This is a genomic window from Gordonia hongkongensis, assembly GCF_023078355.1.
In the GTDB taxonomy this organism is placed as follows: Bacteria; Actinomycetota; Actinomycetes; order Mycobacteriales; family Mycobacteriaceae; genus Gordonia; species Gordonia hongkongensis.
In genome coordinates this window covers 4243585-4257640 of the sequence record NZ_CP095552.1, presented here as the reverse complement: position 1 = coordinate 4257640, position 14056 = coordinate 4243585, and the positions used below count along the sequence as shown (strand labels likewise).

The 14056-nt window shown below is 68.1% G+C and carries 15 protein-coding genes; 7 read left to right on the top strand and 8 right to left on the bottom strand.

The features are described 5' to 3' along the window. Nucleotides 1–59: 59 nt before the first annotated feature. Nucleotides 60–1073 (top strand): hypothetical protein, encoded by a 1014-nt coding sequence (locus MVF96_RS19200; protein WP_247450074.1) that lies wholly within the window; start codon nucleotides 60–62, stop codon nucleotides 1071–1073. 6 nt (nucleotides 1074–1079) lie between these two features. On the opposite strand, the gene MVF96_RS19195 is transcribed toward MVF96_RS19200, so the two are convergent. The 4 genes from MVF96_RS19195 to MVF96_RS19180 all read right to left on the bottom strand — a co-directional run bounded on the left by MVF96_RS19195 (nucleotide 1080) and on the right by MVF96_RS19180 (nucleotide 4486). After that, entirely contained in the window at nucleotides 1080–1781 is a 702-nt protein-coding gene (locus tag MVF96_RS19195) for a heme-binding beta-barrel domain-containing protein (RefSeq protein WP_065629744.1), read from the bottom strand. A gap of 309 nt (nucleotides 1782–2090) precedes the next feature. After that, a complete protein-coding gene (locus MVF96_RS19190; protein ID WP_010840619.1) occupies nucleotides 2091–2396 on the bottom strand; it encodes a DUF1416 domain-containing protein in 306 nt (101 codons plus the stop codon). Nucleotides 2397–2401: 5 nt separating this feature from the next. Continuing rightward, nucleotides 2402–3241: a sulfurtransferase gene (locus MVF96_RS19185; protein WP_058253541.1), complete on the bottom strand. Its 840-nt coding sequence runs from the start codon at nucleotides 3239–3241 to the stop codon at nucleotides 2402–2404. A 387-nt stretch (nucleotides 3242–3628) separates the two neighbouring features. After that, nucleotides 3629–4486, bottom strand: a complete 858-nt coding sequence (locus MVF96_RS19180; protein WP_247450073.1) for an LmeA family phospholipid-binding protein — start codon at nucleotides 4484–4486, stop codon at nucleotides 3629–3631. Between the two features lie 211 nt (nucleotides 4487–4697). On the opposite strand from MVF96_RS19180, the gene MVF96_RS19175 reads away from it, so the two are divergent. Beyond that, nucleotides 4698–5504: a winged helix-turn-helix domain-containing protein gene (locus MVF96_RS19175; protein WP_065629742.1), complete on the top strand. Its 807-nt coding sequence runs from the start codon at nucleotides 4698–4700 to the stop codon at nucleotides 5502–5504. Continuing rightward, on the top strand, nucleotides 5485–6408 hold the full coding sequence (mshD, locus tag MVF96_RS19170; protein ID WP_247450072.1) for a mycothiol synthase: 924 nt from the start codon (nucleotides 5485–5487) through the stop codon (nucleotides 6406–6408). The genes MVF96_RS19175 and mshD overlap by 20 nt, the downstream gene beginning before the upstream one ends. Here the strand turns inward: mshD and MVF96_RS19165 are convergent. Together MVF96_RS19165 and MVF96_RS19160 are read right to left on the bottom strand one after the other, a co-directional pair. After that, nucleotides 6399–7298 carry a thioesterase domain-containing protein gene (locus tag MVF96_RS19165; protein WP_247450071.1) on the bottom strand — a complete coding sequence of 300 codons (900 nt, stop codon included), beginning with the start codon at nucleotides 7296–7298 and terminating at the stop codon, nucleotides 6399–6401. The genes mshD and MVF96_RS19165 overlap by 10 nt on opposite strands. A gap of 105 nt (nucleotides 7299–7403) precedes the next feature. After that, entirely contained in the window at nucleotides 7404–8702 is a 1299-nt protein-coding gene (locus MVF96_RS19160) for a hypothetical protein (RefSeq protein ID WP_247450070.1), read from the bottom strand. Nucleotides 8703–8933: 231 nt separating this feature from the next. On the opposite strand from MVF96_RS19160, the gene pstS reads away from it, so the two are divergent. The 4 genes from pstS (at nucleotide 8934) to pstB (ending at nucleotide 12908) form a co-directional block, all read left to right on the top strand. Continuing rightward, a complete protein-coding gene (pstS, locus tag MVF96_RS19155) occupies nucleotides 8934–10013 on the top strand; it encodes a phosphate ABC transporter substrate-binding protein PstS (protein WP_137810318.1) in 1080 nt (359 codons plus the stop codon). 142 nt (nucleotides 10014–10155) lie between these two features. Further along, entirely contained in the window at nucleotides 10156–11184 is a 1029-nt protein-coding gene (gene pstC, locus MVF96_RS19150) for a phosphate ABC transporter permease subunit PstC (RefSeq protein ID WP_137810317.1), read from the top strand. 2 nt (nucleotides 11185–11186) lie between these two features. Next, nucleotides 11187–12086, top strand: coding sequence for a phosphate ABC transporter permease PstA (gene pstA / locus MVF96_RS19145; protein ID WP_058253533.1), 900 nt, complete (start codon nucleotides 11187–11189; stop codon nucleotides 12084–12086). 45 nt (nucleotides 12087–12131) lie between these two features. Further along, entirely contained in the window at nucleotides 12132–12908 is a 777-nt protein-coding gene (pstB, locus tag MVF96_RS19140; protein ID WP_004022008.1) for a phosphate ABC transporter ATP-binding protein PstB, read from the top strand. An 80-nt stretch (nucleotides 12909–12988) separates the two neighbouring features. Here pstB and MVF96_RS19135 read toward each other — a convergent pair whose 3' ends face one another. Both MVF96_RS19135 and phoU read right to left on the bottom strand, forming a co-directional pair. Continuing rightward, complete coding sequence (locus MVF96_RS19135) at nucleotides 12989–13138, bottom strand: hypothetical protein (protein WP_165629676.1); 150 nt, start codon at nucleotides 13136–13138, stop codon at nucleotides 12989–12991. Between the two features lie 165 nt (nucleotides 13139–13303). Beyond that, nucleotides 13304–13966, bottom strand: a complete 663-nt coding sequence (phoU, locus tag MVF96_RS19130) for a phosphate signaling complex protein PhoU (RefSeq protein ID WP_058253532.1) — start codon at nucleotides 13964–13966, stop codon at nucleotides 13304–13306. Nucleotides 13967–14056: the final 90 nt, after the last annotated feature.

The following is a 14056-nucleotide window of genomic DNA, read 5'->3' as shown; positions in this document are numbered from 1 at the left end:
GACTGGGAGCACAGCACAGTCCACGGCGCCCGCCGGGGCGTCGAGAGGGAGAAGAAGACATGGTGACCATGCATGTCGCCGCGGCGGTCGGGACGCAGGATCGCGATCGCATCGAACCCGTGGTGGGCGAGAACTACTGGACCCCGGGCGACCCGGACTTCGGGACGGCGTCGGCACCCCGATTCGCGTTCGCCGACCCGCACGCCGCCGGCTTGTTCCACGCCGAGGACCTGTCGCGGGAGCCCGGTGACCGCATCGCCGTCCACAACCGCGGTGTGCACGACGTGGCTGCCGTGGTCCTGCTCGAGGATGGCCGGTCGTATGTCGAACTCTTGACTCCCGGTTCGGAAATCGCTCTGCCGGAGGTGGATTCGCTCACCTACCTCCAGGCCCCCCGCACCGCTGCCGGCCGGCCGGTTCTGTACGGCGCGGTGTGGGTGCGCGACGGGCGGGTGATGCCGGTGACGGTTCCGATCCCCACCCGCCGCGAGTTCCTCGACCAGCGATATCTCACCCCGTGGAGCGCGGAGTGGAACGGCGGTGTCTCCGGTCGGCACATGCTCGATGCCGCGGCGGCCGGTGTCTCGTACCAGTACCGGACGGGCGGCTCGACGTTCGTCGTACGCAACTCGGGCAGCGACTGGATCGGGGTGGTCCATCGGTCCGGCACGGAGTTCACCTTCGTCGAATGCCCACCGGGTGGGCGTGCCGTCTTCGAACTCTCCCCGCAATCCGCCCGCGCCGAGGTGTTCTCGGTCGTCGGTCGCCGGGGCGGCGGCACGGCCGGGCACGCACCGTACATGTCGAGGTCGGGAACCGTGCATCCCGGTTGGGCGGGTCGGCCGGGGGAGGTCACCGCCTACGGTTCGGTCGTCGTCATGCTCGGCGCGCCGGTGTACAGCGCACTGCCGAAACGCAATCTGTATCTTGCGTTCTCGGATCGGCGGCCCTTCGAGGCGCGCTTCGCTCGCACCTCAGGGAGCAGGGGGAGCCGCCGGGAGCGAAGCGAGCGGGGCGAATGTGCGAGCCGTCGGGAACAGGGCGCGCGTCCCTGCCGCGGGTTCCGTCGATGAGGTGGGTCAGCCGACGTGGCGGCGCAGCTTGGCGGAGAGCCGTGGGGTGAGGTCCCCGTCGGCGTCGACGCGCTCCTCGACGTAGGCGAGGTCGCCGTCGGCGACGAGTCCGTACAGGCGTTTGGCGCCACCGGTGCGTTGACCTGATTCGGCCTTGATGACGACGTCGGTGGCGAGTTCCCAGGTGGTCTGGTTCAGGGGAGTGCCGTAGAAGAGTTCGATCGAGCCCTCGGCGTGGGCGAGGAGCAATTCGATGGTGTCGTCCTCACCGATCCGCCAGAACCCGGACTCGCGGAGGTCGGGCCGCTGGTAGGCAGCGTCGTCGTCGATCACCCACGAGCGGGACTCCCAGGTGAGGAAGTTCTGGCCATCGTGGGACACGACGATCTGCTGAGCGAAGTGATAGTCGGTGTCCGACTGGGGATCGTGGCCTTCGCCCTCGCCACGCCATACGCCGACGAGCGGCAGGAGTGCGAGGAGGCCGGGATGCAGGTCCGCGCCGAGGCGGAGGTTCGCGGTGTCGGCCGGGAGCGGCAGATCATCCCATGTGGGGACGTTGCGTTCACGGCTGCCGGACTCCACCGCCCGGGCCTCGGCCTGACTGATCGCCTCGTCGCCCGACCGGCGGGCGTCGGCGGCGAACCCGTCACCGGATGACTCCGCGCCGGCGGGGCCGTCCGCGGCCGGATCTCCGGGTGAGGACGTCACGACTCGTCGGTCACCAGACGGTACAGGGTGTAGACACCGAACCAGGTGATCAGCACAGCGGCCAGGATCAGCAGGATTTCGAAGAAGAGGACCACGAGGGAAATTCTAACCCCGGCGTGGTCAGGGCGCCGTCGAGGGGTGGGCCCTTCGTGACGGTCGCAGGCTCCCTCCTCAGGGGGCGGCGGTGGCGGTCGCAGGCTCCCTCCTCAGGGGGCGGTGACGGTCGCGGGCTCCCTCCTCAGGGCGGTGAGAACGAGACAGCCCGGTCACCGCGGGTGCGGTGACCGGGCTGCCGGGTCGAGCGTGGCGTCACTTCGAGACGGTGATGTCCTTCTCGTGGATGCCGGGGCCCTCGGGGCTGATCGTCACGTCGCCGTTGCCCACCGCGGACAGGGCGCGCAGCGTCCAGGTGCCGGGGGCGGCGAAGAAACGGAAGTCGCCGGTGGGCGATGCCACGACCTCGGCGGTGAACTCACCGGTCGAGTCGAGCAGACGCACGAAGGCGCCGGCGACGGGCGAACCCGAGCCGTCGGTGACCTGTCCGGTCAGGACGGTCTCCTTCTCCACGTCGACGCCTGCGGGCAGCTTCTGTCCCTGCTTGGGTGCAGCACACATATCTCTTACTTTCCTTCTCCGAGTTCGATCGGGACGCCGATCAGCGAGCCGTACTCGGTCCAGCTGCCGTCGTAGTTCTTGACGTTCTGCTGGCCGAGCAGTTCCTTCAGCACGAACCAGGTGTGGCTCGACCGCTCGCCGATGCGGCAGTACGCGATGGTGTCCTTCGAGCCGTCGAGTCCGGCCTCGCCGTAGAGCTCCTTGAGCTCCTCGTCGGACTTGAAGGTGCCGTCCTCGTTGGCGGCCTTGCTCCACGGCACGTTGATCGCGCTCGGGATGTGACCGGGACGCTGGCTCTGCTCCTGCGGGAGGTGGGCCGGCGCGAGGATCTTGCCGGAGAACTCGTCCGGGCTGCGCACGTCGACGAGGTTCTTGGTGCCGATGGCGTCGACGACCTCATCGCGGAACGCGCGGATGCTGACATCCGGCTCGCCGGCCTTGTAGGTCGTGGCGGGACGGCTGACGGCGTCGCTGGACAGCGGGCGCCCGTCGAGTTCCCACTTCTTGCGGCCGCCGTCGAGGAGCTTGACGTCGTTGTGGCCGTACAGCTTGAAGTACCAGTAGGCGTAGGCCGCGAACCAGTTGTTGTTGCCGCCGTAGAGGATCACGGTGTCGTCGTTCGCGATCCCGCGCTCGGAGAGCAACTTGCCGAACTGTTCGGCATCGACGAAGTCGCGGCGAACCGGATCCTGCAGGTCGGTCTTCCAGTCGAGCTTGACGGCGCCGGCGATGTGCCCGCCGTCGTAGGCCGAGGTGTCCTCGTCGACCTCGACGAAGACGGTCTTGTCGGCATTGAGGTTCTGCTCAGCCCATTCGGTGCTGACCAGGACGTCGGAACGTGCCATGGCGGTGTCCTTTCGGAGTGGATCGGTGATGGTCGTCGAACAGATGGAGATGGTGGAGACGGTGAGGCGCGGGAAGGATGCCCGCGTCTCGGGGAGATGAGCACGGGTGACGGCGCATGGGAACGAGGTCGCAGACCTCGGTGGAGACGCCCCCGTTCTCATCGACGGTGTGGGCGGACCGGCTGCTCACGCAGCACGGGTGGTCACACCGTCAACGGCGAGTGCGACAACAGCAGTCGGCGACACGACAGAAGTCGATCGCCCGGCGTCGTGTGAGCAAGTACTCACGGCGCTGCTGCATGCCCACGAGGGTACAACAGAGCCGATCGAGCCCCCAACGGCCGGGGTGCTTTGCCGCCGAGGCCGGGAGAACACGGTCTGAACTGCTCAGAAGCGGTCGAGACGCACCGATGCCGGACCGGAGTCGCCGACCAGTTGGACGTCCCCGCCGAAACTCTCCGCGCGATCGGGTTCGACATCCCAGGCCATCGGCAGGCGGGGGAGCGTCAGGCTGAACCGATCGAGCACCGCGGCGCGGAATTCCGCCGGGACCTCGGCGTCGACGTGGCGTTCGGGGCCGGTGTAGAAGCCGGTCGCCCGGATGTCCAGTGCGCCGTCGACGACCGAGAGGTCGACGGACACACTCACGCGCACCTTGGGGCCGTCGTAGGACGACGCCGACGGCGGGTCGGCGGGATCGAGCCCGTCGCCCGGCGGCAGTGCGACCGTGCCGGTGAGCACGACGCCGCTCTCGCGACTGACGATGCCGTCCTGGGGCCCGCCTGCGCCCGCCGTGTCGTCCGGTCCCGGGGTGCTGACGGTCAGGTCGACGATGCGCAGATACCGGGCCAGGGTGACGGCATCGAGGCGGGTGTACGCCGAGATCGAGCCGGTGTGGAGAACATCACTCGCCGAGAATCCGCTGCCGTCGGCCACGTCGAACGGGCCGAGAGAAGCACCCAGCTCACCGCGGCAGACGCCGCGGGCGGGCGGACATCCGGGTAGTTCGACGCCGCGGGCGGCGATCGTGGCCCCGTCGAAGTGACCGGCGGACGACTGCGAGGTGAACGGGAAACCCGCGATGGTGACCTCGGGATCGAATGTCACGCGGGGGGATTGGGCGAGGGCGCGGGAGAACTGATGCTCCCCGCGAATGGCGGCCCCGACGTCCACGCCGAGCGCGACCCCCGCGGCGGCCAGGGCGGCGACCACACCGATGACAAGCACTTTCCGGATGCGCGGCATGCTCGGCCGATCACCCTCCCCGTCGTGGTCATCCGGCGGTCGTGGTCGCCTTGTTAACAGGTGAGCGCGCCGGTGGCGCTATTCTGTCACCTATCTCGCACACGTTGGTAAGGCGGCGTAAACAATCGCCGAGCCACGCGCGGGTGGCGTTCACGTCGTGGTGAGCGATCTGGATGGTCCGGGACGGGGACGAACGAGATCGGAGTGCTGGGTGGATCTCTTGTTGTTGACGGCCGACCCGAATCCGGAGTCGGTCTTGCCGTCGTTGTCGCTGCTCGCGCACACGGTGCGGACCGCTCCGACCGAGGTGTCGTCACTCATGGAGGCGGGGAACGCCGATGTGGCGCTGGTCGATGCCCGCGCCGATTTGGCGGCGGCCCGCGGGCTGTGCCGCCTGTTGGGCAGCACCGGCTCCTCGGTGCCGGTCGCGGCGGTGCTGACCGAGGGCGGGCTGGTCGCGGTCAACGCGGACTGGGGCATAGACGAATTCCTGCTGCCGGGTACCGGTCCGGCCGAACTCGATGCCCGGTTGCGCCTGCTCGTGGTCCGTACCCGCGGGGTTGCTGCGGAGGAGTCCTCGGGCAAGGTCACGCTGGGTGAACTCGTCATCGACGAGGGCACCTACACCGCACGCCTGCGCGGACGTCCGCTCGACCTGACCTACAAGGAGTTCGAGCTCCTGAAGTACTTGGCGCAGAATGCGGGTCGCGTGTTCACGCGCGCCCAGCTGCTCCAGGAGGTGTGGGGGTACGACTTCTTCGGCGGCACCCGCACCGTCGACGTCCATGTCCGTCGACTCCGCGCCAAACTCGGCAGCGAGCACGAGTCGCTGATCGGGACCGTCCGCAACGTCGGATACAAGGCAGTCCGTCCGACGCGTGGCCGGGCGCCCGCAGCGGACGCCGACCTGTCCGAGGACGCATCCGGTCCCGATGCGGTCGACACCGATGACTTCGACGACGCGCTCGACGGTCCCGATCCGTTCGACGAGGAGTTCAGTGCCAGTGCCGGGAACTGAGGACCCGCAGGTGCGTCGAGGCGCACTGCCCGACGACGTCGCTGATTTCGCTCACCGGCTGGTGCGCGAGGCGAACGCCGCCGATGGTGTCGCCCCGCTCTCGGAGGGGGCGGTCACCGCGATCGACGCCCCCGAGGGTTCACCGATCGTGCACGTCTGGTCGAAGGCCGGGTACGCCGTCATCGTCCCCGGTCGCGACGGCGAGCCGGCCATGATCGAGGCGGTCGTCGACCCGGCGCACCGCCGGGAGGGACACGGCCGGGCGCTGCTCGACGCGGCGTTCGGGGCCGCGCCCGAATCGGGGTCGGGGGTCCGGGTGTGGGCTCATGGGGATCTGCCTGGTGCGGTGGCGCTCGCCGCGGCGATGGGGCTGACAAAACGTCGCGAACTGCTGCAGCTGCGCCGCCCGGTCGGACCCGGCCACGAACTCTTCGAACTCGTCGTCGACCCGACGGTCGACCTGCGGACCTATGCCGGAGCGGCCGATGACGCCGAGATCCTGCGGGTGAACAACGCGGCCTTCGACTGGCATCCCGAGCAGGGTGGCTGGTCGCCGGAGCAGATCCGTGAACGGGTTGCCGCCGACTGGTTCGATCCGGCGGGTTTGTTCCTCGCCTTCGACCGTGCCGGCGACGGGTCGGGCGGGGGAGATGGCAAGCTCCTCGGGTTCCACTGGACGAAGCGGCACGACGCGGACCTCGGCGAGGTGTACATCGTCGGCGTCGATCCTGCGGCGCAGGGTCGCGGACTGGGTCGGTTGTTGACGCTCGCCGGTCTGCATCATCTTGCGCGCGAGGGCGTCTCGCAGATCAACCTCTACGTGGAGGGTGACAACGTCGCCGCGCTGCACACCTACGAGCGCCTCGGGTTCACCCGATACGCCGTCGACGTCGCCTACGGCTGAGGCTGCCCGAGTGCGGCGCCGATGGCGTCGACGACGTCGCCGATGTGGGGCTCGCGAACCACGGACAGGTGATTGCACTCGAGACGGAGGACGTCGACGTCCCCGGTCACGATGTGCCGCCGCCACACCGACGGGTCGTCACGATTCTCGCTGCCCTGCACCACGAGCGCGCGACCGGTGTACGGGCGGGGGCGGTGCAGCCGCGCCACCCGGACGCCGAGTTCCTCGAGTGCCTGCGCGTCGGCGGTCGGCGAGGTTCTCACCACACCGGCGAGTGGAACACGAATTCGTCGGCGCCACAGTTCTTTCCGGGGGAGCGGTTCATATGTGGTGGTCGTCGTGAGAGACGGGTCGGCGCGTTTGGCGCGATGCAGCACCCGCGGTGGGACGAACGTGTCCACCACGACGACCAGATCGACATGGTGCCCGTCGGCCTCGAGGCGTCGCGCGGTCTCCAGGGCGATGAACCCGCCCAGAGAGTGGCCCACGAGGATGTAAGGCCCCTCCGGCTGGATGCGACGTAGGTCGCGGAGGTGACGCCGGACGGCGGCGTCGACCGTCCAGTCGGGGATGCCGCGGGTGTCCAGGCCATGTGGCGCGAACGCGAAAACCGAACCGATGGCGTCGAGTTCGCCGATGCGATCGGCGAATGGCACGAAGGTGAGCGCGGATGCGCCCGCGCCGGTGAAACAGAACACCGGTCGCCCGGCGCCCTCGCGCAGTTCGTCGGCGGGACCCAGTTGCGCGCGGACCTCGGCGATCGCGGCGTCGAGCAGCCGACGTCGACGCTCCGTGTAGCAGCAGACGATCACCGAGAGGGTCGGCTCTGTCCGGACTGCATCGTCGGGGACCGGATCAGCGTGCACGGCCGCGACGGGGACTGGGGTCACCGGGTCGGCCAGTGGCTCGACAGGATGGGAGGACAGCACGTTTTTCGGCCTTCGATAGCTCGGGGTCGGATGGGGTTCGCTGATGAGGCGGGGGACCGGAGGGCGTCAGGGCACCCCGACGATCCGGGCGGCGTGCCCCGCGACGGCATCCATGGCCGCGCGGATACGGGCCGGGTCGAAGACGTCGTCGCGGAATGCGGCGGTCATGGAGATCCCGCCGTCCACGAATCCGGTCGTGACCGTGATACCGGCCGCCGACGGTGGCGTGGCCACGGCGATGACGGTGGCACGCGCCGGGTCGGACCACTGCCAGCCGCGTCGGCGGCCGGGCAGGTGACCGACACTCGAATGGAGCAGCTCTGCATGGACCGGGCCCTCGGCGGGGACGCACGGGGCCGGCGAAGCCGATCCGCCCGTGCGGGCACGGCGCAGGGTCTTGACGGTGGCGAGCGCCAGGTTGGCAGCCGGCCGGCCCATCCGGGCCGACGCGGTCATCTCCCGTTGCAGGGCGGCCGCCGACGTGGTGTCGGACACCGGAAAGCTCAGTCCTGCAGAGAAATTGGCGTAGGTCCGCATCGACGTCGGCAGGTGATGGCGCGCGTCGAAGGGCAGCGTGACCATCGGGTTGAGCGCCACGCCGGCCTCGGTCAGTGCGGCGACCAGGGCGACCGTGTAGACGGCGAACAGGCCGGTTCCCGGCATCGACGCCGCCCGGCCGGACCGGATCGCTTCGACGTCGTCGGCCGGGATGTGGACATTCGCGGCCGCCGGTCGTCGGGGAGGCACCGGTCGCCGCGCAGGCACCGGCTGGACTATTTCGCGGTGTCGCCGGAAACGCAAGAGCGCCAGGGCTCGTCGTGGATCGGCCACGGTGGCCGCCGCCGCGACGAGCAGTGGGGGGACGGCGGGGCCCCGGGGCGGCAACCCCGACGGGTCGACCGCGCCGACGATCACGTCGACGATCAGATTCAGCAGCGTGAGGTCGCCGAGTCCGTGGTCGTAGTCCAGCGCGAGGTGATCACCGGCCAGCACGATCCGAAGCGGCCGGTGTGGCAGCGAGTACAGGGCCTCGAACAGGCGGGCCGGATCGGCACCCGCCGCCGGGGGTGGTGCGGCGATGACCGCGTCGGCCGCCGCGTCCGGATCGAAGACCCAGTGTCGCCGGTGCGGCGAGGGCAGGAGCCCGACCCGGGTGTGTGGACCGATTCGCGCGAGCCGGACGATCCGTTCGGCGGCGACCGCGCGGGACAGTAGAGCCAGGGGGCCGATGACGAGCGCCGCCCGGTTGTGTCCGTGCAACCGGTCGATCGCCGCGCTTCGGATACGCCGGAGCCCGCCGGGTCGGGGTGCCGGGGGGGTCGACGTGCCGGGGGTCGAATCCGGGGTTGGTGAAGGCGTTGCCATGAGTGCGATCCGCAGAACTATAGCAAGGCTTGCCTAAGTCTCGAATGTCGGGTTACGCAGATCACGTACGATCACGCCTGGGCAGGTCGCACCCCGTCTGCCTTGGCCAGTTCACCTGTCGTTCATCTTTTGGAGGGGATCAGTCCACCACGCCCCCATAGCTTTCCACTCGGACACTCCGGAGCCGACGCCAGTCGGTGCGGGGACGCGAACGGAAAGGCAACACCAGCGGTGAAAATCAATCGGAACGGCGCCCTGGCGTCGGTGTCGGCGATCGCGGCACTGACACTCGTCACGGCGTGCGGCGGTGGGGGAAGCGAACAGACTGTCAGCGGCGAGGGCTCGACCGCGCAGCAGAAGGCCATGGAGCACTTCAGCCAGGTCCTCACCGACAACAGCGACATCGTGCTCGACTACACCGGCAGCGGCTCGGGCGACGGCATCAAGAAGTTCATCGCGGGCGACGTCGACTTCGCCGGCTCGGACTCGGCCCTCAAGGACGACGAGGTCACCGACGCCACCGCACGTTGCAACGGCAACGCCCCCTGGCACCTCCCGCTGGTCGTCGGCCCCGTCGCGGTCGCCTACAACCTCGACGGTGTCGAGGACCTCAAGCTCAACCCCAGCGTCATCGCGCAGATCTTCAACGGCAAGATCACCACCTGGAACGATCCCAAGATCGCCGCGCTGAACCCCGGCGTGACGCTGCCCACCACCGACATCGTGCCGGTGTACCGCTCGGACAGCTCGGGCACCACCGACAACTTCCAGCGCTTCCTGGAGAACTCGGCCCCCGCTGACTGGCCGTACGAGCACAGCAAGGAATTCGCACCCAAGGGTGTCGGTTCCGGTGCCTCGAAGTCGACCGGCGTCGGCGACACCGTCAAGAAGACCCCGGGTTCGATCACCTACGTCGAGTGGGGCTTCGCCACCGAGAACGACCTCGGTGTCGCTCAGATCGACTTCGGCGCCGGCCCGGTCACGCTGAACGCGGAGAGCGCGGGCAACGCCCTCGAGTCGCTGGCCTTCGCCGATCCGGCCAGCAAGGACCTCGTCGTCGACACCGACGCCCTGTTCGCTTCGAAGGCTCCGGGCGCCTACCCGCTGCTGCTCACCCCGTACTCGATCGTCTGCTCGGCGGGCTACGAGGACGAGGCCACCAGCCAGACGCTGAAGGACGCGTTCACCGCGGTCCTGAACGACGGCCAGGCCGGCCTCGAGGAGATCGGCTACGTGCCGGTACCCGACGCCTTCAAGACCAAGCTGCAGGGGACCATCGACTCGCTGTCCGGTGGGTCCGGGAACGCCTGATCAATCCCCTCTGATCACGTGCGCGGGGCCGCCTCGGTTGCGGTCCCGCGCGTGTGGTTGACACACTGACACGACATTTCGCGTGTCCACGAGACGGCGGGAAGTGGCCCCAATGACCAGAGCCGAATCACAAGAAGGACGCATGACCTCGCTGAGCAAAGAGGGTGGCGCGATCCCGCCGGACACCGGCGAATTCCAGGCCCCCGGGTCATCGCCCGACCAACCCGGATCCTCGCTCCACGCGGCCGCGCATCACCGCGTCGCCGACCGGGTGTTCCGCACCCTGGCCGTCGGCTCGGGATTCGTGGTCTCGATCGTCATCGCGCTGATCGCACTCTTCCTTCTCGCACAGGCGATTCCGTCGCTGGCGCAGAACGAGGAGAACTTCTTCACCTACACCGGGCAGTGGATCACCAGCGGAGATCAGCTCGCCTTCGGTATCCCCCAGCTGTTCTACGCAACGGTCGTGGTGTCGGTCATCGCGCTGCTGATCGCCATGCCGGTGGCGCTGGGTATCTCGATCTTCCTCACCGAGTACGCGCCGAAGCGCTTCGTCGGCCCGATCACCTACACCGTCGACCTCCTCGCGGCGGTGCCGTCCATCGTCTACGGCCTCTGGGGCATTCTCGTGCTCGGCCCGGCGCTGGTGCCGGTGAACGAGTGGCTGGTCGGCAATCTCGGCTTCCTGCCGTTCTTCCAGGAGCCCACCCAGATCGCGAACATGAGCACCGGCGGCACGCTGCTGACCGCAGGCATCGTGCTGGCGGTCATGATCCTGCCGATCATCACCGCGGTCACGCGCGAGGTCTTCATGCAGACCCCCAAGGGGCATCGTGAAGCCGCGCTCGCCCTGGGCGCCACCAAGTTCGAGGTCGTCAAGGTCGCCGTGCTGCCCTTCGGGTTCTCCGGCTACATCTCCGGTTCTATGCTCGGTCTGGGTCGCGCGCTCGGCGAGACGATGGCGCTGCTGCTCATCATCTCGACCGCCGGTCCCATGAACTTCAACCTCATGGAGAGCGGCGAGACCTTCGCGACCAAGATCGCCAACAACGCGGCCGAATTCGACTCGCCCGCCAAGACCGGTGCCTACATCTCGGCCGGCCTGACCCTGTTCGTCCTGACCTTCATCGTCAACGCCGCCGCCCGCGCGGTCGTCGCCGGAAAGAAGTGACCATGTCTGTGACCACGACTACTTCCGCGGCCGATCCGGTCAAGAAGCCCTCCGGCTTCACCCCGATGTCCGGGCGCCGACGTTTCACCGACGGGACCGTCCGTGTCGCCGTCATGGCCGCCCTGCTGCTGGCGCTGGTTCCCCTGCTCTGGTTGGTCTTCACGCTGGTGTCGCGGGGTATCGAGACGATCATCGACATCGACTGGTGGACCCAGGCCGAGCGACGCGGCGGCGCCGCCAACGCGATCGTCGGCACGCTGATGCAGACCGCCCTCGCGGCGGTCATCTCCATCCCGCTCGGCATCTTCGTCGCCATCTATCTGGTGGAGTACGCGACGAAGAAATCGCTGCTCGCGCGTGTCACCACGTTCATGGTCGACATCCTCTCGGGTGTGCCCTCGATCGTCGCCGCGCTGTTCGTCTACGCGGTGTGGCGCACCACCCTCGGATTGCCCCGCTCGGGATTCGTGGTCGCGATCGCGCTGGTGCTGCTGATGGTCCCGCTCGTGGTGCGCGCCACCGAAGAGATGCTGAAGATCGTCCCGCAGGACCTGCGCGAGGCGTCGTACGCCCTGGGTATCCCGAAGTGGAAGACGATCGTGAAGATCGTCCTGCCGACGGCTCTGTCGGGCATCGTCACCGGCGTCATGCTGGCCATCGCCCGGGTCATGGGCGAATCGGCGCCGGTCCTCATCCTCGTCGGTGCCACCCGCGCGATGAACTGGAATCCCTTCGACGGCAACCAGCAGTCGCTGCCGCTGATGATGGTGCAGCAGTACAACAACGGACCGGGCGCCTTCGATCAGGTATGGGGCGCGGCGCTGACATTGGTGATCCTCGTTGCCATCGTCTACTTCGGCGCCAAGGCGGTGTCGAAGATCTTCGCCCCCAAGACTTCCTGACCACCCACCCTTCTCGGGTCATCTTTTCCAGAACGGACCAATGACATGGCAAAGCGCCTCGACATCAAAGACCTGAACATCTATTACGGCGACTTCCACGCGGTCAAGGACGTCACCCTCGAGGTGCCGCCGCGCTGCATCACCGCGTTCATCGGCCCGTCGGGCTGCGGTAAGTCGACCGTGCTCCGAACCCTCAACCGCATGCACGAGGTCACCCCGGGTGCCTACGCCAAGGGCAGCGTGCTGCTCGACGGCGAGGACATCTACGGCAAGACCGTGGACCCGGTGAGCGTGCGCGCGACCATCGGCATGGTGTTCCAGCGGCCGAACCCGTTCCCGACGATGTCGATCCGCGACAACGTCGTCGCCGGCCTGCGTCTGCAGGGTGTGCGGAACCGATCACAGCTCGACGACGTCGCCGAGAAGAGCCTGCGCGGCGCCAACCTCTGGGAAGAGGTCAAGGATCGCCTGGACAAGCCGGGCGGCGGACTGTCGGGTGGTCAGCAGCAGCGTCTGTGCATCGCCCGCGCCATCGCGGTCTCTCCCGACGTCCTGCTCATGGACGAGCCGTGTTCGGCGCTCGACCCGATCTCGACGCTGGCCATCGAGGACCTGATGGGTGAACTCAAGAAGGAGTACACCATCGTCATCGTGACCCACAACATGCAGCAGGCCGCCCGCGTCAGCGATCAGACCGCGTTCTTCAACCTCGAGGCGGTCGGCCAGCCGGGACAGCTCGTCGAGATCAACGACACCGAGACGATGTTCTCGAACCCGACGAAGAAGGAGACCGAGGACTACATCTCGGGCCGCTTCGGCTGAGGTTCCGCAGGACACGAATAGGCCCGCTCACCCGTCCGGGGGAGCGGGCCTCGTCGTGCCGGGGGTCGTCGTGTCGGGTGTCACATGTTGAGCAGCAGGATCACCAGCAGAGCGACCAGCGAAGCGGTCACACCCAGGTACGCCAGGATCTTGCGGCGGTGGGCGGCAGCCTCTGCGTCCTCGTCGGTCACCGCATTGAAATCGGGCTCGGTCGGATAGTGCTGGGCCATGTCGCCACCCTAACGACGACCTCGGCGCGTGTGAAATCTCCCCGACGTCGTTGGGGCTCAGATATTCACCGACATGAAAAAAGGCCGAGATTCAGTGTTGGAAACTGAATTCTCGGCCTCTTTCGGTGTGGCCCTCGCTCGACGATCAGCACCGAGCGAGAGAAATCACCCCACGCTCTGGAACTGCTCCGGGGTCTTGCCCGTCGCGGTGAACACCACGCGGCGCCCGATGAGTACGGCGTGGTCGGCGAACCGCTCGTAGTAGCGGCCGAGCAGGGTCACGTCCACCGCGGCGGCGACGCCGTGCTTCCATTCGCGGTCCATCAGGACGGTGAACAGGTGGCGGTGGAGGTCGTCCATGGCGTCGTCGTCTTCCTGGAGACGAAGGGCGGCCTGCGGGTCGCTGGTCACGAGGACCTCATGTGCGTTCTTGGCCAGGGTGACGGCCAGGCGGCCCATCTCGGCGAAATAGCCGTTGACCTCCTCCGGCAGCGCCTTGGCGGGATGCCGACGGCGGGCGACCTTGGCGACGTGCAGCGCGAGAGCGCCCATCCGATCGGCGTCGGCGACGATCTGGAACCCACTCACGACTCCACGCAGGTCACCGGCGACCGGGGCCTGCAAGGCGAGGAGCGCGAAGGACTGTTCCTCCGCGCGAGCCGTCAGCCGGCTCATCCGGTCGGTGTCCCCGATGACCTCTTCGGCGATGGCGAGATCGGCCTGCAGCAGTGCCTGCGTGGCGCGCGCCATCGCGGTGCCGGCGAGCTCGCACATCTCACCCAATACCGAGGTCAGCGCCTCGAGTTGCTCTTGATAGGCGGTACGCATGGTCCCAGGATACGTGCGTGATCACTCCAGGCCGACTCCGATCGATGAACGTCCAGTGAACGTCGGGTGCAGATCCGTCCACCTGCGAGT